This window comes from Micromonospora sp. SD19 (genome assembly GCF_054462275.1).
Map to the genome: position 1 here is coordinate 482,109 of NZ_JBTLMN010000004.1, position 24,419 is coordinate 506,527.

Sequence of the window (24,419 nt, forward strand, 5' to 3'; positions counted from 1 at the left end):
CACTCCTCATTCTGGATGGGTGGCAAATATTGCTTGTCGTGCTTTCCCTATATGCATCCGCAGTGCCGAGGTGACAGTTAGCGTTCGTCCATTCGGCAGTGCGTGAGCAGGCAGTTAGTGCCGGGGACCTGCTGGAACAGCTCAACCTGACGAGCATATCCAGGCAATGTCCCGGTAACTCAAGTTCGCTTGTGAATACTTTCACGAACAGTCGTGATGTCAAGGGTGACGCTCGGAAAAACTCCGGGCGGTGAGCAAGCCCACAACCCGTTTGTCCGGGTTTCCGCGCTTTCCTGGTTACCCGGCGTGCCACAGTCGAGGATCAATATAGTACAGTCCGCGTGACATTGCTGACATTTCCGGCACCTGCCCCTCGGTGTGGCGGCGACCCGGCCGATCGGTTGTGGCCACCGTGTCGACCAACTGCGGTACCCGAGACCTAGCAGATTACTCTCAGTGCGGCCGGAACGGAGGTGAATCTGACTTTCTCCCGCTCGCCGAGATAGTCCCCGTCCAGCTGGAACGCCTGCGGGCGGCTGGAGACCAGGGTAAACTCCGCCGTGTCATGGAGTCGTAACACCTGACGACCGCGCGGATTCGGTTGCCGGGACAGGAACTGCGTCACTGTCCGTGTTGTGCTAGCCACCCGGAGCTGACGCAACGCCAGTACGTCCAGCCCGAGATCGAACGACGCCTCCGGGTTCGGGTTGACCTCCCGGTCGCCCAGGTACGTCCACGGGGCAGTGTTCTGGATGATGACGGTGGCCAGCTCGGCCTCCGCCGGCTCGCCCGGGCGCTCCAGGACGATCGCCGGGTGCCGCCGGTCCGAGGCGAGGAAATACTGGTTCATGATCGAACGCAGGTAGAGCGACGGCGTGGACACCCGCCCCTTGCGCCGGGCCTGCTCCACCCGGTGGATCACCGCGGCGTCCAGGCCGAACCCGGCGCAGAAGGTGAAGTAGCGGTCGTCGGCGCGGCCCAGCCCCACCGTCCGGCTGCGGCCCAGCCGCAGCCCCTCCAGGATCATGCTGGTCGCCTCCGGCCACTCCCGGGGCAGCCCCACCGCGCGGGCGAACACGTTTGTCGAACCGCCGGGGACGGTGGCCAGCGCGGGCAGTCGCTCGGCCATCGGCGCATCACCGGCGCGGGTCGGCGGCTCGGCCGTCATCAGGCCGTTCACCACCTCGTTCACCGTGCCGTCGCCACCCAGGGTGACGACCAGGTCGACCCCCTCCGCGGCTGCCTCCCGGGCGAGCGCCACGGCGTGCCCGCGCCGACGGGTGTAGCGCACGCTGAGATCGACTTCGCTGCGCAGCGCCCGGACAAGCACGTCCCGGCTGCGTTCGCTGGTGGTGGTGGCCTTCGGATTGACCACCAGGACGGCCCGCATGGGCGGCACTGTACCTGCCGGCAGCCCGGGTATCGTGGCGCGCGTGACCATCGACTCGGACCCGATCCCCGTCACGCTCCGCTGGGCGGTCCGGCTGCTGTGGGCAGAGGCGGCAGTCGTCGGGCTGATCGCCGTCTGGCTGATCTGGGCCGACCTCACCGCCACCCGCACCGACCTGCTGGCGGCGTTGCTGGTGACCGGGTTCGCCATCGGCGCGGCCGTCGTGCTCTGGGCGCTGGGACGCGCGCTGCTGCGCCGTCAGGCGGGCGCACGCGCCCCCGCCATCGTGCTTCAGCTGATGCTGCTGCCGATCGGTTGGTTCATGATCCAGGCTGGGCTGGGCTGGCTGGGCGTGCCGCTGATGGCGCTCGGCCTGGGCGTGGGCTGGCTGCTGGTCTGCTCCCCGACGACCCGTGCCCTCGGCTTCCAGTGACCACCAGGGTGGGCCGGGTCGGTCAGTAGCCGCCGGAGCGGCGGGTGAGCAGCGCGATCGTGGCCCGGCCGTCGGCCGACGTGGCGGACGCCGACGTGGTCAGCGCGGTGAGCACCTTCCAGGCGAAGGACGACTCGGCGGGCAGGGTGGCACCGCGCACGGTCGGCACTGTCACCTCGACGGTGAGCGCGTCCTCGGTGACCGCGAAACGGCACTCCAGCTCGGCGTCGCGGGTGGCGATGGCGAGCAGCATGGCGCACGCCTCGTCGACAGCGATCCGCAGATCCTCGATCTCGTCGAGCGCGAACTGCAACCGGGCCGCGAGACCGGCGGTGGCGGTGCGAAGAACGCCGAGGTAACCGCCGTCGGCGGGCACCGTGAGGTGCACCACGTCGTCGTCGGTCGCTGGCTGGCCAGTCAGTTGAGTCACGCCTCATCCCCCCGGTCGGGGACTCTACCCGGTCAGTCGCCCGTACGCGTGCCGGCGGTGGTGACGTGATCGGCCAGCTGGCGGAGCGCGTCGCCGCTGAGCCGGTAGGGAACCCACTCGCTCATCTGCTCGGCGCCGATCGAGGCGTAGAAACCGGCGGCCGGGTTCCAGTCGATCATCCACCACTCCAGCCGCCGGTAGCCGCGTCGTACGCAGATGTCGGCCAGCGTGGCGAGCAGCAGCCGACCGGCGCCGGTGCCCCGGGCGGCCGGCCGGACGTAGAGGTCCTCCAGGTAGATGCCGTGCACGCCGGCCCAGGTGGAGAAGTTGAGGAACCACAGTGCGAAGCCGACCGGCTGGTCCTGCTCATCCACCGCGACGTGGCCGAAGAGCGCCGGAGCGCTCGGCTCTTCCGACGTCGCGCCGGCACCGAACAGGGCCGAGGTCAACTGCTCGGCGGTGAGGTGGCACTGCTCCGGCGCGCGTTCGTACTCGGCCAGCTCGTGCACCATGGCGACGACGGCCGGCACGTCCTCGGGACGTGCCGGCCGGATCGTCGGGATGACCGGAGAGGTCACGCCTTCTTGGTCTCCCAGAAGATCTTCGAGATCTCGTCGATCTTCGCGAGCAGCTTGTCGGCGGTGGCCGGGTCGAGGCTGCCCTTGACGCCACCGGCGCCGGCGAGCTTGGTGGCCTCGTTGAACAGGCTGTGCAGGTTCGGGTACTTCTCGAAGTGCGGCGGCTTGAAGTAGTCGGTCCAGAGCACCCAGAGGTGGTGCTTGACCAGCTCGGCGCGCTGCTCCTTGATGATGATGGCGCGGGTGCGGAACTCCGGGTCGGTGTTCGACTGGTACTTCTCGCAGATCATTTTGACCGACTCGGCCTCGATCCGGGCCTGGGCCGGGTCGTAGACACCGCACGGCAGGTCGCAGTGAGCGCTCGCGGTGACGCGGGGCGCAAGGATGCGCGGAAATCGCATCGGGATCCTCCATGGGAAGTTTGCGATGATCAAAGGCGACATTACTCCTGGAGATGCTCCCCCAACCGGTTGAGGTGAAACCAGTGACCGCCGATCACCCGGCTGAGGCGCCCCGGCTGCGGAGGCCGCTGACCGCCGTTCTGGTGACCGGCCCGTCCATGGTCCCGACGCTGCGGCACGGCGACGCGGTGCTGGTTCGCGTCGGTGGCCGCCCGATCCGGGCCGGTGACGTGGTGGTCGCGGTCTTCCGGACCCGGCCCGATCTGCTGGTGGTGAAGCGTGCGGTCCGGTCGCAGGACGGCGGCTGGTGGCTGCGGGGCGACAACGACCTGATCACCGACGACTCCCGGGCGTACGGGGTGGCCGACGTGCGCGGACGGGTGGTGGCCCGCTACTGGCCGCGCCCGGGACGGGTACCTCGCCGGCAGTTATGACCCTGCTCACATCCGAGGGGTGGTGTCGACACTATGCTCGGAAAGTGCCCGGGTGACCCCCCGCACCGCGTGCCACCGCCCGCCGCCCACCTCGCGGCGGGGCCGGCCGCCTCACATCTGCTCGACAGATCCTGGAGTCACCACCATGTCTTCGTCCACCGTGGACCCCGCTGATCCCGTCTTCCAACTGCACCGGGGCGGCAAGATGGCCGTCACCTCGACCGTGCCGCTCACCAGCCGGGAGGACCTCTCCCTGGCGTACACCCCAGGGGTGGCCCGGGTGTGTGAGGCGATCGCCGCCGACCCGGCCCTGGTGGATGACTACACCTGGGTGTCGCACACGGTCGCGGTGGTCACCGACGGCTCGGCGGTGCTCGGGCTGGGCAACATCGGCCCCCGGGCCGCGCTGCCGGTGATGGAGGGCAAGGCCGTGCTGTTCAAGCAGTTCGGCGGCGTGGACGCGGTGCCGGTGTGCCTGGACACCCAGGACGTGGACGAGATCGTCGCGGTGGTGCGGGCGTTGGCACCCTCGTTCGGTGGGATCAACCTGGAGGACATCAGCGCCCCGCGCTGCTTCGAGATCGAGCGTCGACTCGACGAGGCGTTGGACATCCCGGTCTTCCACGACGACCAGCACGGCACCGCGATCGTGGTGCTCGCCGCGCTGCGCAACGCCGCGACGTTGCTCGACCGCAAGCTGGGTGACCTGCGGGTGGCGGTGAGCGGCGCGGGCGCGGCCGGCGTGGCGGTGACGAAGATGCTGATCGCCGGGGGCGTCAACCCCGACCAGGTGGTGGTCTGTGACTCCAAGGGGATCATCGGCCGCCACCGCACCGAGCTGACCGGCACCAAGGCCGAGTTGGCCGCGAGCACCAACGCCGACGGCCGGCACGGCGACGTCACCGAGGCGCTGCGCGACGCGGACGTGCTGGTCGGGGTCTCCGGCGGGCAGATCCCCGAGGCGGCGGTGGCTCAGATGGCGCCCGGCGGAATCGTGTTCGCGCTGGCGAACCCCACCCCCGAGGTGCACCCCGAGGTGGCCGCCCGGCACGTCGCGGTGGTCGCCACCGGGCGCAGTGACTACCCCAACCAGATCAACAACGTGCTGGCCTTCCCCGGGGTGTTCCGCGGTGCGCTGGACGCCGGCGCCACCAGGATCACCGAGGCGATGAAGGTCGCCGCCGCGGACGCCATCGCCGGTGTGGTGGCCGAGTCGCTGACCGCCGACGCGATCGTGCCGTCCCCGCTCGACCCGCGCGTCGCGCCGGCCGTGGCCGAGGCGGTCGCCGAAGCCGCCCGCCGCGACGGCGTCGCCCGCCGCTAGGACGCACGCGTGGCCAGGGGCGCTCGGGCGCGGCATGCGCCGCCGGCTCTACGCGCACGCCTGGGCCGGGGGTTCTCCGGGGCGGCATGCGCCGCCGGCTCTACGCGCACGCGTGGGCCAGGGGCGCTCCGGCGAAGCATGCGCCGCTGGCCTACGCGCACGCCTTCTTAACGAGCGCTCAGCTTGTTACCGTGCCGATCATGCGTGCTGCCTTTGCCTCCCGTTTCGACGACGCCGACCCGCTCGCCGCGCTCACCGTCGGTGAGCGGCCCGAGCCGACCCCTCCGGCGGACGACTGGGTGACCGTGCAGTTGCGGGCCACCTCGCTCAACCACCACGACCTCTGGTCGCTGCGCGGGGTGGGTCTCACCGAGGCCCAACTTCCGATGATCCTCGGCTGCGACGCGGTCGGGGTGGACCCGGAGGGGCGTCCGGTGGTCGTCTACCCGGTGGTCGTCACCCCGGGTGACCCGCGCGGGGTCTCCATCCTCTCCGAGCACTTCGCCGGGACGCTCGCCGAGCGGGTGGTCGTACCCCGGTCGAATCTGATCCCGCTGCCCGACGGCATGGCGGCGACCGACGCGGCGTGCCTGCCCACGGCCTGGCTGACCGCGTGGCGGATGCTGACCACCAAGGGCCGCGTCGCGGAGGCCGACAGCGTGCTGGTCCAGGGCGCGGGCGGTGGGGTGGCCACCGCGGCCGTCGCGCTCGCCGTCGCGATGGGCAAGCGGGTGTACGCGACCAGCCGCGACGCCGTGAAGCGTGACCGGATCTCCGCCCTCGGCGCCACCGCCGTGGAGCCCGGCGCCCGGCTGCCGGAGCGGGTCGACGTGGTGATCGAGACGGTCGGCGCGGCCACCTTCGACCACTCGCTGAAGTCGGCCGCGCCGATGGCCCGGATCGTGGTCTCCGGCGCGACCGCCGGGCACGAGCCGTCGGTCAACCTGCGCCGCGTCTTCGCCATGCAGCTGGAGATCCTGGGCACCTCGATGGGCACGCCCGGCGAGCTGTACGAGCTGCTGGCGTTCTGCTCGGACAACGAGGTGCGCCCGGTAGTCGACTGCGTCATCCCGTTCAGCCGGGTCGAGGACGCCTTCGCCCGACTGCACTCCGGCGACGCCTTCGGCAAGGTCGTCATCGACCACGAGGCCTAACGCCCGCCTGTCCGCGCCGCGCTCGCGCCGCGCCATGATCTGCGCAACATCGGGGAAACTGCTGCATTCCGGCGTGCCGAGGCAGCAACATCCCCGATGTTGGCAGATCTTGGGCGTGCGGCGTGCGGCGCGGGGCGCGAGGCGCGGGATCAGAGGTGGTCGTCGAAGGTGGCGATGTCGCCGCGCGTCGCGTCGGTGGAGATGCGCTTCTTGGCGTCCGGGTCGCCGTAGAGCGACCAGCGTAGGAACTCGACCGAGGTGTCCGAGACGACCCGCAGCGTCGCGCCGTCGCTGAGCAGCGCCCGCCCGTGGTCGCCCTTCGGCAGGCTCAGCATCGCCTTCGGCCAGGGCACCTTGTCGTAGGCGGCCTTGCCGGCCGCGTACTCGACCACCTCGTCCAGCTCACCGTGCACGAACAACTGCGGGGCGGCGGCACCGGCGAACGCGGTACCCACCCCGAGCGCCGTGCCGGCGAACACCACTCCCGCGTCCAGCCGTTCGTCCCGGCTCGCGGTGAACAGGCCGATGGTGGTCACCCCGCCCGCCGAGTGCCCGGCGGCGGCCACCCGCTCACCGTCCAACCGGCCGCGCAACGCGTCGCCGGCCTTGCCGTCCAACGCCAACACCTGATCCAACGCGTACGACACGTCGGCGGGCTGGTTGAGCACGTCGAGGACGTTGTTGTCGGCGCCCCGGGAGGTGTGCGGGAACGCGGGCGCGGCCACCACGAAACCGGCCGCCGCCCAGCGGGTCAGCAGCGTGGCGTAGTCGTCCGGCCGCCCACCCAGGCCGTGACTGAACATCACCACCGGGAACCGGCCCTCCGCCGCCGTCGCCGACCGCTTGGCCGCGCCGCCGGACTGCCCGGCCGCCGGGTACCAGAGCGTCGTCGGCAGCGCGCGGCCGTCCCTGTTCAGCTTCAGCTGGCGTACGCCGACAGCGAAGGCGCGCTGCGGGGCTTTCCCGGCGGGTACCTGCGGTGTCGGGGTGGCGGCGGGCGGTGGTTCGACGGGCGCCTGCTGGCTCTCGGCCTTCCTGGCGTCCGCCGAGCAGCCGACCAGACCGGCCAGGAGCAGGGCGCTGGCCAGCAGGGCGGGGGTGACACGACGCGACATGAGTCCGATTGTGCCTCGCCCCGCAGACCTGCCCGGCGCACTTTGGCACTGTGTGCCCGCCCGCTCACCCACAGCTCAGGGGGCGCGCCGCGGGGCGGGGGCGAGATCGCGCAGGCGGGCCAGGTCGTCGGCGTCCTTCGGGCGGCGCTGACGTTCCGGCATCCAGACTGGGTACATCTGCTTGAACTCGATCTGGGCGGCCACCGAGATGGTCGGCACGGTGAGCGGGCCGATCCGGCCGGGTGGGGCGGCCAGCATCCCGGCCGGCAGTGGGGTGCCGGCCCAGGACCCGGCACCCACCGTCGGTCGGCCGGCGGCATCCCGACCCAGGTACGCGAAGCTGACCTCCACGTCGGCGGCGAACAGGTCAAGCTGCAACCGGGCGGGCATCCGCGGGTCGGGAAGCCAGCCCCGGGCCAGCAGCAGGTCGGCCAGCCGGTCCGCGTCGTCGCGCCAGCAGTACCAGTCGACGTCGACGTGCGGGCGGGTCACAGTGCCGAGCTGGAAGTCCATCGCCCAGCCGCCGCGCAGCCACACCGGGATGCCACAGGCCCCGGTCACCGTGATGACCTCGGCGATGCTCGCCAACTGCCGGCGCGCAAGCTCGTCCACCGCACGACCGTACCGACAGCGGCAGGGGTCAGTGGGCCGGGCGGGACTCGTAACGGGTCAGGTTGGGGGAGTGGGCGTCGGTGCGGAGGCGGGCGGCGGCAACCTGATCGCCGTAGAGGGTCCAGCGCAGGAAGTCGGTGGTGGTGGCGAGGACCGGGGCGAAGCCCGGGTGGCCCGGCGTGAGGTACGCCCCGTGGTCCTGGTCGAGCAGGCTGAGGAACGCGGCCGGCCCGGGCGTGCGCGCGTAAGCGGCCCGGCCGACAGTCACCGGCACCACCGGGTCGGCCGTGCCGTGCACGAAGAGCACCGGCGCGGCTGGCCCGGCGAAGCTGCCCGGCAACCCGCCGCCGGCGATCACGATCCCGGCGCGCAACCGGGCCTGATGGCCCTCGCTGAACATGCCGGAGGTGGTGAAGCCGCCCGCCGAGTGCCCGGCGGCGGCGATCGAGGTCAGGTCGAGGTGCCCGGCGAGCGGATCGGCGCGGTTGCGGTCGAGCCGCCCGAGGTGCCGGATCAGCCGCCAGGCGTCGGCCGGCTGGTGGCGTACGTCGGCCCGGGTGAAGTGCGCGGCACCCTGCCGGGTGTGCGGGTACGCGGGTGCGGCCACCACGAAACCGGCCGCCGCCCAGCGGGTGGTCAGGCCGGCGTGCAACTCGGGTCGGCTGCCCAGGCCGTGGCTGTAGATCACCACCGGGAACCGTCCGGCCGCCACCTGACCGGTCGACGTCGGGTACCAGATCGTCACCGGCAGCGGGCGCGCCGAACGCGGATCGAGGGTGAGCGTACGCACGCCGACGGCGTACGACCCCTCGGGCGCTCGACGCGCCGGTACCGGGTCGGTGGCCCCGCCGGCCACTGCCGTGGCCGGCGCGCAGCCGGCCAGCAACGCTGTCACCAGTACGGCCAGCAGCCGGCCCGCCCCCATCGTTTCACGGTAGGTGCCCGGGAGGGCGTAGCAGCCCCGCCGTCCGGTTCGGCTGCACCGGCCACCCGGTCGGGTCACCTCCACCGGCCGGGTCCACCCCCGCGACGCCGTGGACCGGGGACGGTGCCGCGTGACCAGCTTCGCTAGGGTCACCGACATGCCTGAGAACTACACAGACCCCAGCGGCAACACCGAGGCGTTCCGTGCCTTCAGCCAGACGCCGGAGGCCGCGGCACCGGCGGAGGCCCCGTCCCGCCTGCCGCTCATCATCGGCGCGGCGGTGGTCGTCGTGGTGCTGGTGGCCCTCGTCGCCTGGCTGGCGGGCGGCTGAGCTGGTGGCCCGACTGGCGGGCGGCTGGTCAAGCCGTCAGGCCGCCCCGACCAGGTCCCGGGTCTGCCTGGCGATCTCCCGCTCCTCGTCGGTGCGGATGACGCAGACGCTCACGTCGGCGCCGTCCGGTGAGATCACCCGGTCGCCGTCACCGTCGTTGCGGGCGTCGTCCACGCTGATGCCGAGCCGACCCAGGCCGGCCAGCGCGGCGGCCCGCACCGGCGCGGCGTGCTCGCCGACCCCGGCGGTGAAGGTGATCGCGTCGACCCGGCCGAGCAGCGCGTAGTACGCCCCGACGTAGCCGGTGATGCGCCGGCAGTACACCTCGAAGGCCAGCGTCGCCGCCTGATCACCGGCAGCCCGACGCTCGAGGACCTCGCGCATGTCGTTGACGCCGGTCAGCCCGAGCAGGCCGCTGCGGTGGTTGAGCAGGTCGTCGATGTCGTCCACCGACAGCCCGCCCTCCCGGCGCAGGTGGAAGATCACGGTGGGGTCGATGTCGCCGCTGCGGGTGCCCATCACCAGCCCTTCGAGGGGGGACATGCCCATCGAGGTGGCGACGCTGCGACCGTTCTCGACAGCGCACGCGCTGGCCCCGTTACCCAGGTGCAGGGTGATCGTGTTGATCTGCTCGTAGGGCCGGCCCAGCAGTTCGGCGGTGCGGCGGGACACGTACGCGTGTGAGGTGCCGTGGAAGCCGTACCGGCGGATGTCGTACCGCTCGGCGACCTCGCGGTCGATCGCGTACGTCGCGACGGCCTCCGGCAGGGTGTGGTGGAACGCGGTGTCGAAGACGGCGACCTGCGGCACGTCCGGCAGTGCCGAGCGGGCCACCTCGATGCCCGCCAGGTTGACCGGGTTGTGCAGTGGGGCGAGCGGGATCAGCTCGCGGATCGCGGCCAGCACCGCGTCGTCGACGAGCACCGGCGCGCTGAACTTCCGGCCGCCGTGCACCACCCGGTGCCCGACCGCCGCCAACCCGGTCAGGTCCAGCCCGTCCAGGATCTGCTGGACCGCCTCGGTGTGGTCAGTCGGGCCACCACCGGGCTCACCGATGCGTTCGACGGTGCCGTGGTCCAGCGCCCGCTCACCGTCGTAGCGGCGCCACTTCACCGACGACGACCCGCAGTTGAGCACCAGTACCTGACTCACGACGCCTCCTCGGTGGCCGCCTGGATGGCGGTGATCGCCACCGTGTTGACGATGTCCGTCACCAACGCGCCCCGGGACAGGTCGTTCACCGGTCGGCGTAGACCCTGCATGACCGGGCCGACGGCGACCGCCCCGGCGGAGCGTTGCACCGCCTTGTACGTGTTGTTGCCGGTGTTCAGGTCCGGGAAGATGAAGACCGTGGCGTGGCCGGCGACCGGGCTGCCCGGCAGCTTCGTCGCCGCCACCGCCGGGTCGATCGCCGCGTCGTACTGGATGGGCCCCTCGACCAGCAGGTCGGGCCGGCGTTCCCGGACCAGCGCGGTGGCCGCGGCGACCTTCTCCACGTCCGCGCCGGCACCGGAGCTGCCGGTGGAGTACGACAGCATCGCCACCCGGGGTTCGATGCCGAACCGGGCCGCGGTGTCGGCCGACGAGATCGCGATGTCGGCGAGCTGGGCGGCGTCGGGGTCGCGGTTGACGGCGCAGTCGCCGTAGACCAGCACCCGGTCGGCGAGCAGCATGAAGAAGACGCTGGAGGCCACCGAGACGTCCGGCAGCGTACGGATGATCTCGAACGCGGGCCGGATGGTCGCGGCGGTGGTGTGCGTCGCGCCGGAGACCATGCCGTCGGCTCGGCCGGTCGCCACCATCAGGGTGCCGAAGTAGTTGGGCTGCGCCACGATGTCGTGCGCCAACTCGGCAGTGACGCCCCGGTGGGCGCGCAGCCGGGCGTACTCGGCGGCGAAGTCGTCGCGCCACCCGCTGGTGACCGGGTCGACCAGGTGCGCGTCGCCCAGGTCGATGCCCAGCTCGCGGGTGCGCCGGGCGATGTCGTCCGGCCTGCCGAGCAGCGTCAGCTCGGCCACTCCGCGGCGTAGCAGGATCTCCGCCGCGCGCAGGATCCGCTCGTCGGTGCCCTCCGGCAGCACCAGGTGACGGGGCTTCGAGCGGGCCCGGTCGATCAGCTCGTTCTCGAACATCAGCGGGGTGACCCGCGCCGACCGGCTGACCCGCAGCCGGCGGGCCAGGTCGTCGGTGTCCACGCAGCGTTCGAACGCGCCGAGCGCGGCCTCCACCTTGCGGGGATTGGCCGCGCTGGGCCGGCCCTCGATGCGGCTGGACGCGGCCACCGTGTCGTAGCTGTCGCTGCGCACGGAGAGCACCGCCAGCCCGGTGTTGAGCCCCTCCACCAGCCGCATGACCCGGGGGTCGGGCTGCTCGCCGAGGGTGAGCACCAGCCCGGCCACCGACACCTGCCCGGCCACGTGCGCGGCGCTCGCGGCGACGAGCAGGTCGGCCCGGTCCCCGGGGGTGATCACCAGGGCGCCCTCGGTGAGGTGGCCCAGCAGGGTCGGCACATGCGCCGCGCCGACCACGAAATCCAGCACGTCGCGACCGAGCGCGGCGTCGTCCCCGGCCAGCAGGGTGGCGCCGAGCGCCGCCGCCACCTCGGCCACCGTCGGCGCCGACACGCTCGGCACCTCCGGGATGGCGTACGCGGGCACCGGCAGGTCGGGCAGCGTCATCGGCTCGGACACCCGGTTGGCGATCACCGCGAGCACTGTCGCGCCCAGGTCGGCCAGGTCGTGGTACGCCCCCCGCATCGCCGCCGCCACGGCCGCCGGCTCCTGCCCGAAGCCGTCCACCACCGGCACCACCACGCTGCCGAACTCGGTGGCCAGCCGGGCGTTGAAGGCCAGCTCGCGGGGGCGGGCCGGATCACCCGGGTCGTCGAAGTCGCTGCCCACCACGACCACCGCCGGGCACTGCCGTTCCACCGCCCGGTAGCGCTCGACGATCGCGGAGATCAGCTGTTCCCGTCGGCCGTCCGCGACCAGCGCGGCGGCCTCGGCGTAGCTCGCCCCGGCCAGCTCGGCCAGCGGCACCTCGACCCGGTACCGCTCGCTGAGCAGGGCGAGGATCGGATCCTGCCCGGTGTCGGCGACCAGCGGCCGGAACACGCCGATCCGCCCGACCTGGCGGGACAGCAACTCGGCCAGCCCGAGGGCGATCGTCGACTTGCCTCCGCCCGAACCGACGCTGGTCAGATACACGCTGCGAGCCACAGCCCCCACCCTAGAAGATCGCGAGACTCCCCACCCGGGCCCTACGGCCCCTGAGCTGCCGCCGTCACCGGCCGCAGGCCGGGTACGAACCCTCCCTGACGACGAGAAGGCGGCGGTCGCGGCGACCCCCGTCGTGGCCCCGACGGTGCGGTCGGCGTCTCAATCAGTGAGCCGTCAGCAAAGCTGAGAAAAACTCACGCCTAGACTCGCGTCCCATGACCACCCGGGGCTTGAGCAGCGACGATACGTCGACTGGGAGGTCAACGCCCGCCGGGTCCGGCGACCCTCGGTCCCGACCGGCGGCGCCGGTCGACGAGCCCACCATGGTGGCCAACCGCACCGACGGCCCCACCGAGCTGATCGCCGCCGCGCCCCAACCGCCCCCGGTCTTCGTCGACCCCAGCGGCCGACGCCGCTCCCGCCTGCGCTGGCTCGCATACGTCGTCGGTCTGCTGGGCCTGACCTACACCGGGCTGGTGGCCGTCAGCTTCGCCGGCGGCATGGTGGAGCCGCACACGGTGCTCCCGTTCGTGGACGAGGCCGAGCAGCCTGAACGGACCCAGTCGCCGCAGGCCGAGGCGATTACCGCCATCCCCGAGCCGTCGACAGCCGTCCCCCGTACGCCGGCGGCCAGGGTGGCACCCACCGTCGCCCCGCCGGCTCCCCGCTCACCTGCCCCCACGCGGTCACGGAGCGCCGCCAGCCCGGCGAGCGGTGACCCCACCAGCGTGCCGCCCTCGCCCAGCTCGGGGCGGCCCACCTCGGTGGCACCGACACCCGCCGTCTCACCCTCGACCGAGGACCCGCCGCTCCCACCCGAGGAACCGGCCGAACCCGGCGGACTCCCCACCGACCTCCTCCCCGCGGATGGCTGAGCCGGCGATCACGGCCCGCCGTCGTCGGGCCGTACCTCCACCGCGCTGGGTCCTGCTCGGCATGCTGCTGGCGGTTCTGGCCGGCGTACTTCTGGTCAACGCGTACACCAACGCCTCCTTCACCCCGGACCACCAGCACAGCAACCAGGGGCAACGCGAGGTCCCCACCTCAGTGGTGAACGGGGGGCCGATCATCAGCGCCAACAGCGAGCAGGTCCGCTCCTACCGCTTGCCGGACCGGACCATCGCGCTCACCTTCGACGACGGCCCCGACCCCGTCTGGACCCCCGAGGTTCTGCGCGTCCTCGACGCCCACCAGGTCACTGGCACGTTCTTCGTGCTGGGTTCGCAGGTCGCCCGGCACCCCGACATGGCCCGGAACCTGGTCGCGGGTGGCCACGAGCTCGGCGTGCACACGTTCACCCACCCCGACCTCACCGAGCTGTCCGGATGGCGGCAAGAGCTGGAGTACGCCCAGACCCAGCTCGCCCTCGCCGCCGTCACCGGCGTGCGCACCTCGCTGGTCCGGTTTCCGTACTCCTCGCATGCCGACGCGATCGACAACCAGGACTGGCCGGTGCTGATCGCCGCCGGTGACCTGGGCTACCTGACGGTGCTCAACGACACCGACAGCCAGGACTGGGCGCTGCCCGGCGTAGACAAGATCGTCGAGAACGCCACCCCGGACGGCGACTCGGGTGCGATCACCCTCTGGCACGACGCCGGCGGTGACCGCGCGCAGACCGTCGCCGCCCTCGACCGCTTCATCCCGATGATGAAGCAACGGGGATACCGCTTCGTCACCGCGACGGACGGACTGAACCTCGCCTTCGCCGCCGCCGGGGTCGACTACCGGGCGGAATCCGGTGCGGCGGCCACCGCTGGGGACCGTTGGCGCGGCCAGATGCTGGTCTGGGCGGTACGGGGCGCCGACCAGGTGCTGACCGTGTTCGGGATCCTCTTCGTGCTCGTCGGGGTGCTCACCCTCGGGCGTACCGCCGTGCTGTTCCTGCTCGCCGGGCGACACGCCCGTCGCCGTCGGGCCACGGACTGGACGTGGGGGCCGCCGGTCACCGCGCCGGTGTCGGTGATCGTCCCGGCGTACAACGAGAAGGAGGGGATCGCCGCGGCGGTCCGTTCACTCGCTGGCGGCGACCATCCCGGCGGAATCGAGGTGGTTGTCGTCGACGACGGCTCCACCGACGGGACCGCGGACATCGTCGACGCGCTCCGCCTGCCCAACGTCCGGGTGGTCCGCAAACCCAACGGTGGCAAGCCCAGCGCATTGAACACCGGCGTGGCGCTCGCCCGGCACGACCTGATCGTCATGGTCGACGGGGACACTGTCTTCGAACCCGACGCCGTCCGCCGGCTCGTGCAGCCCTTCGCCGACCCGCAGGTGGGCGCGGTGGCCGGCAACGTGAAGGTCGGCAACCGGCGCAGCCTGATCGCCAAGTGGCAGCACATCGAGTACGTCATCGGGTTCAACCTGGACCGGCGCCTCTACGAGACGCTGCGCTGCATGCCGACGGTGCCCGGGGCGATCGGCGGTTTCCGGCGACAGGCGCTGCGGTACGCCGGGGGGATGACCGATGACACCCTGGCCGAGGACACGGACGTCACCATCGCGCTCGGTCGGGCCGGCTGGAAGGTCGTCTACGAGGAGACGGCCCGCGCCTGGACCGAGGCGCCGACGAGCATCGGCCAGCTCTGGAAACAGCGCTACCGGTGGAGCTACGGCACCATGCAGGCGATGTGGAAGCATCGCCGCTCCGTATTCGACCGGGGTGCGTCGGGCCGGTTCACCCGGCGTTGCCTGTTCTTCCTCAGCCTCTTCGGCGTGCTGTTGCCGCTGCTCGCGCCGGTGATCGACCTACTGGCCCTGTACGGCCTCTTCTTCCTCGACCGGACCGCCACGGCGGTGGCCTGGCTGGTCATGCTCGGCGTGCAACTGGTCACCGCAGTGGTGGCGTTCCGGCTGGACCGGGAGAAGTTGGGGGTGCTGTGGGTGTTGCCGCTCCAACAGTTCGTCTACCGGCAGTTGATGTATCTGGTGATGGTTCAGGCCGTGGTCACCGCGTTGACCGGCGGCCGGCTGGGCTGGCAGAAACTGCGACGCACGGGCCTGGAACCGGTCACTTCGCGGACCGGCTGACCGGCCGGCGCCGGCCAGCTGCCAGCCGCCCGTCAGCTGCCCAATCGGGCGGTGGTTCCCGGCACCGGGTGGGTCAGTCCTCGTCGGGGTCGTCGAGCCGGGCCAGCCAGGTGGCGAAGCGCTCGATCGGTGTCTCGAACTCGGGGTTGAGGTCGACGAAGTCGCGCAGCCGCTCGCCGAGCCACTCCAGGGTCACCTGCTCGTCGCCCCGGCGCTCGACCAGCTCCTCGATGCCACGGTCGGTGAAGTACATGGGTATGTCCTCTTACTCGGCCCGGCGCAGGCCGGGCGGGTGGTTGGGTCGACCGACGGAGCCGGGGCAGGACCGTGGAAACGGCCCTGCCCCGGCTGTCGCGGTGCGGTCAGGTCACGGGCGCGGAAGTGCCGCCTCGATCAGCGCGTTCTGCTCGACCTCGTGGGTCTTGGCCGAGCCGACCGCCGGGGCGGCCGCGGCCGGGCGGGAGATCCGCCGCAGCCGAACGTCGGTGAGGTGCTCCAGCAGGTTGAGCGCGACGAACGACCAGGCGCCCTGGTTGGCCGGCTCCTCCTGCACCCAGGCGAAGTCCTCCGCGTTCGGGAACTGCGCCAGGGCGGCCCGGATCTCCTCCACCGGCAGCGGGTACAGCTGCTCGAGCCGGATGATGGCGGTGTCGGTGACGCCGCGCTCCTGCCGGGCCTGGAACAGGTCGTAGTAGACCTTGCCGGAGCAGAGCAGCACCCGCTTCACCGCCTCCGGCGCCGGGGCGGCGGTGTCGCGCAGCACCGGCTGGAAGGTGCCGGTGGTGAAGTCCTCCACCGGCGAGACGCAGAGCTTGTGCCGCAGCAGCGACTTCGGCGTGAACACCACCAACGGCTTGCGCTTGGGCGACAGGGCCTGGCGGCGCAGCAGGTGGAAGTAGTTCGCCGGGGTGGTCGGGATGGACACCCGCATGTTGTCCTCGGCGCACATCTGCAGGAACCGCTCCGGCCGGCCGGAGGTGTGGTCCGGGCCCTGACCCTCGTGGCCGTGCGGCAGCAGCAGGGTGATGGCGGAGCGCTGGCCCCACTTCACCTCACCGGACGAGATGAACTCGTCGATCACCGACTGGGCGCCGTTGACGAAGTCGCCGAACTGGGCCTCCCAGGCGACGAGGGCGTTGATGTTCTCCACCGAGTAGCCGTACTCGAAGCCCATCGCCGCGTACTCGCTGAGCAGCGAGTCGTGCACGAAGAACCGGGAGCGGTCGCCGTCGCCGGTGAGCGACTTCAACGGCAGGTAGTCGTCGCCGGTGCGGGAGTCGACCACCGAGGCGTGCCGCTGGACGAACGTGCCGCGACGCGAGTCCTGCCCGGCGAGCCGGACGGTGACCCCGTCGTGCAGCAGCGCCCCGAGCGCGATGATCTCGCCGAAGCCCCAGTCGATGTTGCCCTCGACGGACATCTTGGCCCGCCGGTCCAGCAGTTGCTGGATCCGCTTGTGCGGGGTGAAGCCCTCCGGCAGGTTGATGTGCGCCTCGCCGATGGCCTTGACCACCGACGCGTCGGTGGCGGTGTCGACCTGCGGCTCCGGCTCCTCCTCACGGCGCGGCCGGTTGAGCTGGCGCGGTGCCGAGGCGGCGTCCCGGGTGGCCTTGAAGACCTTCTCCAGCTGCGCCTGGTAGTCGCGCAGCAGCTCCTCCGCGTCCTCCACGGTGATGTCGCCGCGACCGATCAGCTCCTCGGTGTAGAGCTTGCGGACCGAGCGCTTCGAGTCAATGATCTTGTACATCTGGGGGTTGGACATCGACGGGTCGTCGCCCTCGTTGTGCCCGCGCCGGCGGTAGCAGACCATGTCGATCACGACGTCCTTGTTGAACGTCTGCCGGTACTCGAACGCCAGCCGGGCCACCCGGACCACGGCCTCCGGGTCGTCGCCGTTGACGTGGAAGATCGGCGCCTGGATCATCCGGGCCACGTCGGTGCTGTAGAGGCTGGACCGGCTGTACTCCGGGGCGGTGGTGAAGCCGACCTGGTTGTTGACCACCACGTGCACGGTGCCGCCGGTGCGGTAGCCGCGCAGCTGCGACAGGTTGAGCGTCTCGGCCACCACGCCCTGCCCGGCGAAGGCGGCGTCACCGTGCACCGCCAGCGGCAGCACGGTGTAGCCCTCCAGCTTGAGGTCTATCCGGTCCTGCTTGGCCCGGACGATGCCCTCCAGCACCGGGTCGACGGCCTCCAGGTGCGACGGGTTGGCCACCACCGACACCTTGACCGCGTGCTCGCCGTCGGGGGTGGTGAACTTGCCGTTCTGACCCAGGTGGTACTTCACGTCGCCGGAGCCCTGCGTCGAGCGCGGGTCCAGGTGGCCCTCGAACTCGGAGAAGATCTTCTCGTACGGCTTGCCGACGATGTTGGCCAGCACGTTGAGCCGACCCCGGTGGGCCATGCCGATGACGACCTCGTCCAGCCCGCTCTCGGCGGACGACTCCAGCACCTCACCGAGCAGCGGGATCAGCGACTCGCCGCCCTCCAGCGAGAAGCGCTTCTGGCCGACGTACTTCGTCTGCAGGAAGGTCTCGAACGCCTCGGCGGCGTTGAGCCGGTTGAGCACGTGCTTCTGCTCGTCGGCGGACGGCTTCTCGTACTTGCGCTCGATCCGTTCCTGGACCCAGCGGCGCTCCTCCGGGTCCTGGATGTGCATGTACTCGATGCCGACCCGGCGGCAGTACGAGTCGCGCAGCACGCCGAGGATCTCGCGCAGCTTCATCCGCTGCCGACCGGCGAAGCCGTTGACCGGGAACTCGCGGTCCAGGTCCCACAGGGTGAGCCCGTGCTGGAGGACGTCCAGGTCGGGGTGCTTGCGAATCTTGAATTCCAGCGGGTCGGTGTCGGCCATCAGGTGACCGCGCACCCGGTACGCGTGGATCAGCTCGTGCACCCGGGCGGTCTTGTTGATCTGCCCCTCGGAGTTGACCGCCACGTCGCGCATCCACCGCACCGGCTCGTACGGGATGCGCAGCGAGGTGAAGATCTCGTCGTAGAAGTCGTGCTCGCCCAGGATCAGCTCGTGCATCACCTTGAGGAACTCGCCGGACTGCGCGCCCTGGATGATCCGGTGGTCGTACGTGCTGGTCAGCGTGATGATCTTGCTGACCGCCAGCTCGGCCAGGGTGGCCTCGGACATCCCCTGGTAAGGGGCCGGGTACTCCATCGCGCCGACACCGATGATCGCGCTCTGCCCCTGCATGAGCCGCGGCATCGAGTGCACGGTGCCGATGCCGCCCGGGTTGGTCAGCGAGATCGTGGTGCCGGAGTAGTCCTCCATGGTCAGCTCGTTGCGCCGGGCCCGGCGGACCACGTCCTCGTACGCCTGCCAGAACTGCCGGAAGTCCATCTGCTCGCAGCCCTTGATGGAGGGGACCACCAGGTTGCGGCTGCCGTCCGGCTTGGCCAGGTCGATCGCGATGCCGAGGTTGACGTGTGCCGGGCGGACCACCGCCGGCTTGCCGTTGGCCTCGGCGAAGGAGTTGTTCATCTCCGGGTGCTGGACCAGCGCGCGCACCATCGCGTAGCCGACCAGGTGGGTGAAGCTGACCTTGCCACCCCGCCCTCGGGCGAGGTGGTTGTTGATCACGATGCGGTTGTCCACGAGCAGCTTGGCCGGGACCGCGCGCACGCTGGTCGCGGTGGGCACGCTCAGCGAGGCGTCCATGTTCTGGACGATCTTCGCGGCGACGCCCCGCAACGGGGTGGTCTGCGGGCCGTCGGCGCTCGGCTCGGTGGCCTTGGCGGCCGGCTTGGCCGGGGCCGCCTTCTCCGGCGCTGCCTTCGCCGGGGCGGCCTTGGGCGTGGCCGGAGCGGCGGACTTGGTCGGCGCCGGCTGGGCGGCGGCCGGCTTGCTCGGGGCGGCCGGCTTGCTCGCGGTCGCCGGCTTGGCCGGGGCGCTCGGCTGGGCGATGCTGACGGCGGCCTCGGGCTGGCCGTCCGGCTCGGGGGCGGCGGCCGGCTTGTCCGACGATTCGGCACCGCCCGGGGTGCCCGCCCCTGGTGCGGGCCGGTAGTCGGCGAAGAAGTCGTGCCAGGCCGAATCGACGCTCGATGGGTCGGCGAGGTAACGCTGGTACATCTCCTCGACGATCCACTCATTCGGGCCGAAACCCGCCAGTGGGTTCTCCTGCGAAGTCTGCTGGGTCGACACGGCCGGTAATCGCCTCTTTCACGCGGGTTTGTGTGGCACGCGGTGTGTCCTGTCGCGCCCGATTAGGAGCACGGACTGGACGGCTCCCAGGCTACGCCGTACCGATCCCGCAGGCATTTCCGCCTCGGTCCCGTGGCCGGTTTCACAGAAGATGCCAGAAGTTCGGCAGCCGCTGCGCGTCCGGTGGAGAGCTGGTAGCGCGTCAGTTCCACGATGTCCCGGGCCCGCCGATGGCGGTGACGACCCCGGAGCGGCCAGCTTGTCACGGCCACCCCGGGGTCGGGTGCCTTGTCAGGCGATGTCGCGCCGTCGGGTGAGCAGGACGCCGACAACCCCGCTGACCAGCGCATAGCCGATCAGCACCAGGGCGCCGACCCACCAGGACGGGGTGAACTCGGAGGTGCCCTCCGTGATCATGACCTGGGATGCCACCGCCGGCCAGATCACCTGCCACTTGAGCACCGCCTCGCTGTCGAGCAGGTTCGACAGGAGCAGGAACAGCAGACCCACCACCTGGGTGCCGATCAGATAGAGCACCGCCGCCGTGATCACCGCTCCGAGCTGGTTGGTGATCAGCGTGCCGATGCCCACCCCGAGGATCGTCCAGATCGCGTAGGCGAGCAGGTTGAACAGCAGTGCCCGCTGCACGGGCCACTCACCGAGCTGGGTGCCGTAGTCGTTCGCGGACAGGAACATCGCGCCCGCGGCCAGGTCGATCAGCGTGGTCGCCAGCCAGAACATGAAGCCGAGCAGGCTCGCGGCGACGAGCTTGCTGACGATGACCGACGTTCGCCGCGGGGTCGTCAGGAACGTGGTGGTCGCGGTCTGGTGGAAGAACTCGTTGGTGACCATCAGGATGCCGATGAGCATCACGAACATCAGCCCGAGGTACTGGCCCGAGGTGTAGAGGTTCGCCGCCTGCGCCGGCGCGGTCGCCTGCTCGGCGCTGACGCCGATCTCGTCGGCGTCGCCGCCGAGCGCCGTGACGGCCAGCCACGCGTTGACCGCGAACGCCAGCGCGATCGAGAGGAACGCGCCGAGAGCCAACCACCACCAGGTGCTGGTGGTGCGGATCTTGAGTAGCTCGGATCGGACCAGGTTCATCGGATGCCCGCCTTTCCGGCCGTCAGCTCCAGGAAGACCCGTTCCAGATCGGGCCGTTCGGTGGTCAGTTCGTGCAGCTCCACCCCGGCGGTGAGGGCGGCGCGACCGATCGTCGGGGCGTCCACCCCGGCGACCAGCAGCACGCCGTGCTCGTCGACATCCACTGTCGCCGACTGCGCCTTCAGGGCGGCGGTCAGCGCCTCGGCCTGCGGGGTGCGGACCCGGACCCGGGCGCCCTGGGCCATCGACCCGAGAACCTGGTCGACCGGGCCCTGCCGGACCAGCTGCCCGGCCGCGATGATCACCACGTCGTCGGCGAGCAGCTGCATCTCCGACAGCAGGTGACTGGAGACCAGCACCGTACGGCCCTCGTGGGCGAGGTTCTTGAGGAATCCGCGCATCCACCGGATGCCCTCCGGGTCGAGCCCGTTGGCCGGCTCGTCGAGGATCAGCACCCGAGGGTCACCGAGCATCGCGGCGGCGATACCGAGCCGCTGCTTCATGCCCAGCGAGTAACCCTTGAACTTGCGCTTCGCCGCCGGGCTCAGCCCGACCAGGGCCAGCGCCTCGTCGGCCCGCTGCTTGGGCAGCCCGGCCGCCGCGCAGATGACCCGCAGGTGGTTGATGCCGGTACGGCCCTTGTGCGCGCTGGACGCCTCCAGCACCGCGCCGACGTGCCGCAGCGGGTCGGTGAGGTCGGCGTACCGCTGACCGCTGATGGTGGTCGTGCCGGCGGTCGGCGTGACCAGGTTCAGCAGCATGCGCAGCGTGGTGGTCTTGCCGGCGCCGTTCGGGCCGAGGAAGCCGGTCACCCGTCCCGGTGCCACGGTGAAGGACAGGTTGTTCACCGCCCGGACGTTCTTGTACTGCTTTGTCAGACCGGACACCACGATCTGACCGTCGCTGGTGGGGCTTCGCTGCCCGTCAGTCATCGTTCTCCTCCCGTGTGTGGCGTCGAGGTACGCCGTGGCACAGCGTGACGGCCCAATGCAACAAGGTCAATCAGGCGCGGTCCGTATGTCCTGATCCGTCGCAGGGCGGAGGCGACTCCTCCCTGCGGACTACGGTCGGGTTCAGCGGGCGATCCAGGTTGCCCGCGCCGCGCCGAGCAGCGCGCCGTCCGGCCCGTACAGGCTGGTGTGCACGAGCGCCTTGCGGCCATCGACGCGCAGCAACGCCCCGGTCACCACGCACTCGTCGTCCGGCCGCGGCAGCGCCGCGACCACTGCGGCGATGCGGCCCAGCAGGTACGGGCGGCCCGGCGCGAGCACCGCCCAACCGCCGGGGCAGTCCAACGCCGCCCAGACCGTGGCCGCACTGACCTTCGCGGGCGCGCGGAACGGCGCGGCGGTCCGCCCGTCCGGCAGCCGGCCGGGGAAGATCCGCAGCCCGTCGACCCGTTGCGGTCCGCACACGTAGCAGCTGGGGAACGGATGCTCGACCAGGCCGGGGTAGCGGGTCGCGGCGGCCACCGCCGTCTCCAGGTCGACCGGGGGTACGACGGCATCGACCACTCCGGCCGCGCGCACCTCGGCCACCAGTTCACCGGTCGGGTCCCGGACCTCGCCGCCGATCAGGGTCAGCTCGGTCTCCAGCGGTGGTGGCCGGCGCAGCGTCACCTCGACCGGCCCGCTGCCGCCCGCCGCGGCGGCGAAGGTCCCCGCGCTCCAGCCGCCGTTGCCGGAACCGGCCGGCCCGTTGTATCGGGACTCGATGCGCATCGTCGACCTCCGATGGTGCGTGTCGGCGCCGTCGCCAGTCTGCCCCGGGCAGCCTCGCACGGTCCCCGCCGGGCGTCGCCAGCGGTCTCGCCGGCCGGCGTTCACCCGATCGACACCAGTGGTCCCCGTGGATGGCAACCCGGGCACCTACACAGATCCCATGGCCGTTCTGCATGCCGCTGGCGCACCCTTGACGACCAGCGGATACACCCTGCTGATCGCCGACGACCCCATCCAGGTCGCGGCCGCGCAACGCCTGCGCCACGAGGTGTTCGCCACCGAGTTGGGCGCCACCCTCCTTCCCGGCGAGGCCGGGCTGGACGTGGACCCCTTCGACGCGTACTGCGACCATCTGATCGTTCGCGAGGACAGCACCGGCGAGGTGGTCGGCACGTACCGGCTGCTGCCACCGGGACGCACCGCTCGGCGGTACGCCGAGAACGAGTTCGACCTCACCGCGCTCGACCCGCTCCGTGACGACCTGGTCGAGACGGGCCGGTCCTGTGTGCACCCGGACCATCGCTCCGGGGCGGTGATCAACCTGATGTGGGCTGGCCTCACCCGCTACCTGCACCTGCGTGGCTCGCGCTGGCTCGGCGGCTGTGCGTCGGTGCCGGTGGCCGACGGCGGGCGGACGGTCGCCGAGGTGTGGGCCCAGGCCCAGGCCCGGCACCTGTCGCCCCCGCCGCTGCGGGTCCGCCCGTTGCGGCCCTGGTTCGCCGAGGCCGCCTCCGCGCCCGGCCCGCTCCCCGCCGCCACCGGCCCGCTCCCCGCTGCCAGGGCCGGGCGCGTCACCATTCCGCCACTGCTGCGGGGCTACCTCCGGCTGGGTGCGTGGATCTGCGGCGAGCCGTCGTACGACAGCGACTTCGGCTGCGCGGACTTCTACGTCCTCTTCTCCCTGGACCGGATGAACCCGCGCTACCTGCGGCACTTCCTGGGTGGGGAGCAGCGGTGACCGGCGTACCGCGCGACCTGTGGCGGCCCTTTTCGGGCTGCGACGACGACTGCCTGCCGGTGGCCGGCGAGGTGCCCACCGTGCCGGTGGGCCGCCGGGTGCTCCGGCTGGTCGCCGCGCTCGGCATGCTGCTGGCCGGGATCCCGGTGGCGCTGCTGTCGCCAGTGCTTCCCACCCGGGAGCGGCAGACGTTGATCAGCGGCTGGGCGCGGGCCACCGTGCGCGCGTTCGGTGTCCGCCTCGTGGTGAAGGGGCGGCTGCCCCGACGGCGCGCGCTGCTGGTCGCCAACCACGTCTCCTGGCTGGACATCCTCGCGGTGCTGGCGGTCGCGCCCACCCGGATGGTCGCGAAGCGGGAGGTCCGCTCGTGGCCGGTGCTCGGGCTGCTGGCCGCGGCGGCGGGCACCGTCTTCGTGGACCGGTCCCGGCCCCTGGCGTTGCCGACCACCGTCGGCCGGGTCGCCGACGCGCTGCGCGCCGGGCGGTCGGTGACGGTCTTTCCGGAGGGTACGACGTGGTGCGCCGGAAGCACCGCGACCGACTGTCGTCCCGGCGGTGGCTTCCGGCCCGCGACGTTCCAGGCGGCCATCGACACCGGCAGTCCGGTGGTGCCGCTGCGGCTCAGCTACCGCTGTGCGGCCACCGGGTCGACCACCACGGTCGCCGCCTTCCTCGGCGCGGACACCCTGCTGCGCTCGGTGGCCCGGGTGGTGACGGCGCGGGAGCTGGTGGTCTCGGTGACGATCGCCGGAGCGCTGCACCCGGCCCCTGGTGCCGACCGGCGGTGGCTGGCCCGGGCCGCCGAGTCGGCCGTACACCTGTTGCCAGCGGCGGGTGCCCCGACGCCGGCCCGGCTGCGGGCGGTCCCCACGGCGAGCCCGACTGTTCCGGTCCCGACGCACACCCCCGATCGGGAGCTGGACCTGGCGGCCTGAGGGAGAGCCGTCCGCGCCCCGCGCCCCGCGCCCCGCGCCCCGCGCCCCGCGCCAAGATCGCGCTTGATCCAGGAAACAGTGGCCTCGGTCGTGGGCGGTTTCAAGCGGCTGTTGCGACTAGGTGTTTGTGGAGTACCTCGGCTGGATTCTGCCAGTCGAGGGTTTGGCGT

23 protein-coding genes are annotated in these 24,419 nt (G+C 71.6%); 9 read left to right on the forward strand and 14 right to left on the reverse strand.

Annotation, left to right across the window (positions count from 1 at the left end):
• Positions 1 to 439 precede the first annotated feature (439 nt).
• A complete protein-coding gene (locus tag ACX27O_RS17860) occupies positions 440 to 1,390 on the reverse strand; it encodes a diacylglycerol/lipid kinase family protein (protein ID WP_030336678.1) in 951 nt (316 codons plus the stop codon).
• Between the two features lie 43 nt (positions 1,391 to 1,433).
• On the opposite strand from ACX27O_RS17860, the gene ACX27O_RS17865 reads away from it, so the two are divergent.
• On the forward strand, positions 1,434 to 1,823 hold the full coding sequence (locus ACX27O_RS17865; protein WP_030336679.1) for a hypothetical protein: 390 nt from the start codon (positions 1,434 to 1,436) through the stop codon (positions 1,821 to 1,823).
• A gap of 22 nt (positions 1,824 to 1,845) precedes the next feature.
• Here ACX27O_RS17865 and ACX27O_RS17870 read toward each other — a convergent pair whose 3' ends face one another.
• Genes ACX27O_RS17870 through sodN form a run of 3 tightly spaced genes read right to left on the reverse strand, consistent with a single transcriptional unit; the run spans position 1,846 to position 3,232 of the window.
• Positions 1,846 to 2,253 (reverse strand): ATP-binding protein, encoded by a 408-nt coding sequence (locus tag ACX27O_RS17870; RefSeq protein ID WP_030336681.1) that lies wholly within the window; start codon positions 2,251 to 2,253, stop codon positions 1,846 to 1,848.
• Positions 2,254 to 2,285: 32 nt separating this feature from the next.
• Positions 2,286 to 2,831, reverse strand: a complete 546-nt coding sequence (locus tag ACX27O_RS17875; protein WP_030336683.1) for a GNAT family N-acetyltransferase — start codon at positions 2,829 to 2,831, stop codon at positions 2,286 to 2,288.
• Positions 2,828 to 3,232, reverse strand: a complete 405-nt coding sequence (sodN, locus tag ACX27O_RS17880; protein ID WP_458939747.1) for a superoxide dismutase, Ni — start codon at positions 3,230 to 3,232, stop codon at positions 2,828 to 2,830. The genes ACX27O_RS17875 and sodN overlap by 4 nt, the downstream gene beginning before the upstream one ends.
• 53 nt (positions 3,233 to 3,285) lie before the next feature.
• Between sodN and ACX27O_RS17885 the strand changes: the two genes are divergently transcribed.
• The 3 genes from ACX27O_RS17885 to ACX27O_RS17895 all read left to right on the forward strand — a co-directional run bounded on the left by ACX27O_RS17885 (position 3,286) and on the right by ACX27O_RS17895 (position 6,144).
• Positions 3,286 to 3,666: a S26 family signal peptidase gene (locus ACX27O_RS17885; RefSeq protein ID WP_051708804.1), complete on the forward strand. Its 381-nt coding sequence runs from the start codon at positions 3,286 to 3,288 to the stop codon at positions 3,664 to 3,666.
• A gap of 145 nt (positions 3,667 to 3,811) precedes the next feature.
• Positions 3,812 to 4,990, forward strand: a complete 1,179-nt coding sequence (locus tag ACX27O_RS17890; protein WP_030336688.1) for an NAD(P)-dependent malic enzyme — start codon at positions 3,812 to 3,814, stop codon at positions 4,988 to 4,990.
• A gap of 191 nt (positions 4,991 to 5,181) precedes the next feature.
• Entirely contained in the window at positions 5,182 to 6,144 is a 963-nt protein-coding gene (locus ACX27O_RS17895) for a zinc-binding dehydrogenase (protein ID WP_030336689.1), read from the forward strand.
• 149 nt (positions 6,145 to 6,293) lie between these two features.
• On the opposite strand, the gene ACX27O_RS17900 is transcribed toward ACX27O_RS17895, so the two are convergent.
• The 3 genes from ACX27O_RS17900 to ACX27O_RS17910 form a co-directional block, all read right to left on the reverse strand.
• Positions 6,294 to 7,259 (reverse strand): alpha/beta hydrolase family protein, encoded by a 966-nt coding sequence (locus ACX27O_RS17900; RefSeq protein ID WP_030336691.1) that lies wholly within the window; start codon positions 7,257 to 7,259, stop codon positions 6,294 to 6,296.
• Positions 7,260 to 7,334: 75 nt separating this feature from the next.
• Entirely contained in the window at positions 7,335 to 7,871 is a 537-nt protein-coding gene (locus ACX27O_RS17905) for a nucleotidyltransferase domain-containing protein (protein ID WP_210861704.1), read from the reverse strand.
• Between the two features lie 28 nt (positions 7,872 to 7,899).
• On the reverse strand, positions 7,900 to 8,796 hold the full coding sequence (locus ACX27O_RS17910; protein WP_458939748.1) for an alpha/beta hydrolase family protein: 897 nt from the start codon (positions 8,794 to 8,796) through the stop codon (positions 7,900 to 7,902).
• Between the two features lie 157 nt (positions 8,797 to 8,953).
• Here ACX27O_RS17910 and ACX27O_RS17915 point away from each other — a divergent pair, with 157 nt between their 5' ends.
• Complete coding sequence (locus ACX27O_RS17915; protein ID WP_458939749.1) at positions 8,954 to 9,127, forward strand: hypothetical protein; 174 nt, start codon at positions 8,954 to 8,956, stop codon at positions 9,125 to 9,127.
• A gap of 36 nt (positions 9,128 to 9,163) precedes the next feature.
• Here the strand turns inward: ACX27O_RS17915 and ACX27O_RS17920 are convergent, their stop codons facing one another.
• The gene (locus tag ACX27O_RS17920; RefSeq protein WP_458939750.1) at positions 9,164 to 10,279 is read right to left on the reverse strand and encodes an acetate/propionate family kinase; all 1,116 of its coding nucleotides are present in this window, start codon (positions 10,277 to 10,279) and stop codon (positions 9,164 to 9,166) included.
• Positions 10,276 to 12,354: a phosphate acetyltransferase gene (gene pta / locus ACX27O_RS17925; protein ID WP_210866757.1), complete on the reverse strand. Its 2,079-nt coding sequence runs from the start codon at positions 12,352 to 12,354 to the stop codon at positions 10,276 to 10,278. The genes ACX27O_RS17920 and pta overlap by 4 nt, the downstream gene beginning before the upstream one ends.
• A gap of 314 nt (positions 12,355 to 12,668) precedes the next feature.
• On the opposite strand from pta, the gene ACX27O_RS17930 reads away from it, so the two are divergent.
• Entirely contained in the window at positions 12,669 to 13,220 is a 552-nt protein-coding gene (locus ACX27O_RS17930) for a hypothetical protein (RefSeq protein ID WP_210862860.1), read from the forward strand.
• On the forward strand, positions 13,213 to 15,375 hold the full coding sequence (locus ACX27O_RS17935; protein WP_458939751.1) for a bifunctional polysaccharide deacetylase/glycosyltransferase family 2 protein: 2,163 nt from the start codon (positions 13,213 to 13,215) through the stop codon (positions 15,373 to 15,375). Before ACX27O_RS17930 ends, ACX27O_RS17935 begins: the two co-directional genes overlap by 8 nt.
• A gap of 73 nt (positions 15,376 to 15,448) precedes the next feature.
• Here the strand turns inward: ACX27O_RS17935 and ACX27O_RS17940 are convergent, their stop codons facing one another.
• The 5 genes from ACX27O_RS17940 to ACX27O_RS17960 form a co-directional block, all read right to left on the reverse strand.
• Positions 15,449 to 15,628, reverse strand: a complete 180-nt coding sequence (locus ACX27O_RS17940; protein WP_030336704.1) for a DUF6104 family protein — start codon at positions 15,626 to 15,628, stop codon at positions 15,449 to 15,451.
• A 114-nt stretch (positions 15,629 to 15,742) separates the two neighbouring features.
• Positions 15,743 to 19,531: a multifunctional oxoglutarate decarboxylase/oxoglutarate dehydrogenase thiamine pyrophosphate-binding subunit/dihydrolipoyllysine-residue succinyltransferase subunit gene (locus tag ACX27O_RS17945; RefSeq protein ID WP_458939752.1), complete on the reverse strand. Its 3,789-nt coding sequence runs from the start codon at positions 19,529 to 19,531 to the stop codon at positions 15,743 to 15,745.
• Between the two features lie 291 nt (positions 19,532 to 19,822).
• On the reverse strand, positions 19,823 to 20,635 hold the full coding sequence (locus ACX27O_RS17950) for an ABC transporter permease (protein WP_458939753.1): 813 nt from the start codon (positions 20,633 to 20,635) through the stop codon (positions 19,823 to 19,825).
• Positions 20,632 to 21,567, reverse strand: coding sequence for an ABC transporter ATP-binding protein (locus tag ACX27O_RS17955; protein WP_030336710.1), 936 nt, complete (start codon positions 21,565 to 21,567; stop codon positions 20,632 to 20,634). The genes ACX27O_RS17950 and ACX27O_RS17955 overlap by 4 nt, the downstream gene beginning before the upstream one ends.
• 141 nt (positions 21,568 to 21,708) lie before the next feature.
• The gene (locus ACX27O_RS17960; RefSeq protein ID WP_458939754.1) at positions 21,709 to 22,356 is read right to left on the reverse strand and encodes a hypothetical protein; all 648 of its coding nucleotides are present in this window, start codon (positions 22,354 to 22,356) and stop codon (positions 21,709 to 21,711) included.
• Between the two features lie 160 nt (positions 22,357 to 22,516).
• On the opposite strand from ACX27O_RS17960, the gene ACX27O_RS17965 reads away from it, so the two are divergent.
• The gene (locus ACX27O_RS17965; protein ID WP_458939755.1) at positions 22,517 to 23,314 is read left to right on the forward strand and encodes a GNAT family N-acetyltransferase; all 798 of its coding nucleotides are present in this window, start codon (positions 22,517 to 22,519) and stop codon (positions 23,312 to 23,314) included.
• On the forward strand, positions 23,311 to 24,249 hold the full coding sequence (locus tag ACX27O_RS17970) for a lysophospholipid acyltransferase family protein (RefSeq protein ID WP_458939756.1): 939 nt from the start codon (positions 23,311 to 23,313) through the stop codon (positions 24,247 to 24,249). Before ACX27O_RS17965 ends, ACX27O_RS17970 begins: the two co-directional genes overlap by 4 nt.
• The last annotated feature ends 170 nt before the right edge of the window (positions 24,250 to 24,419 follow it).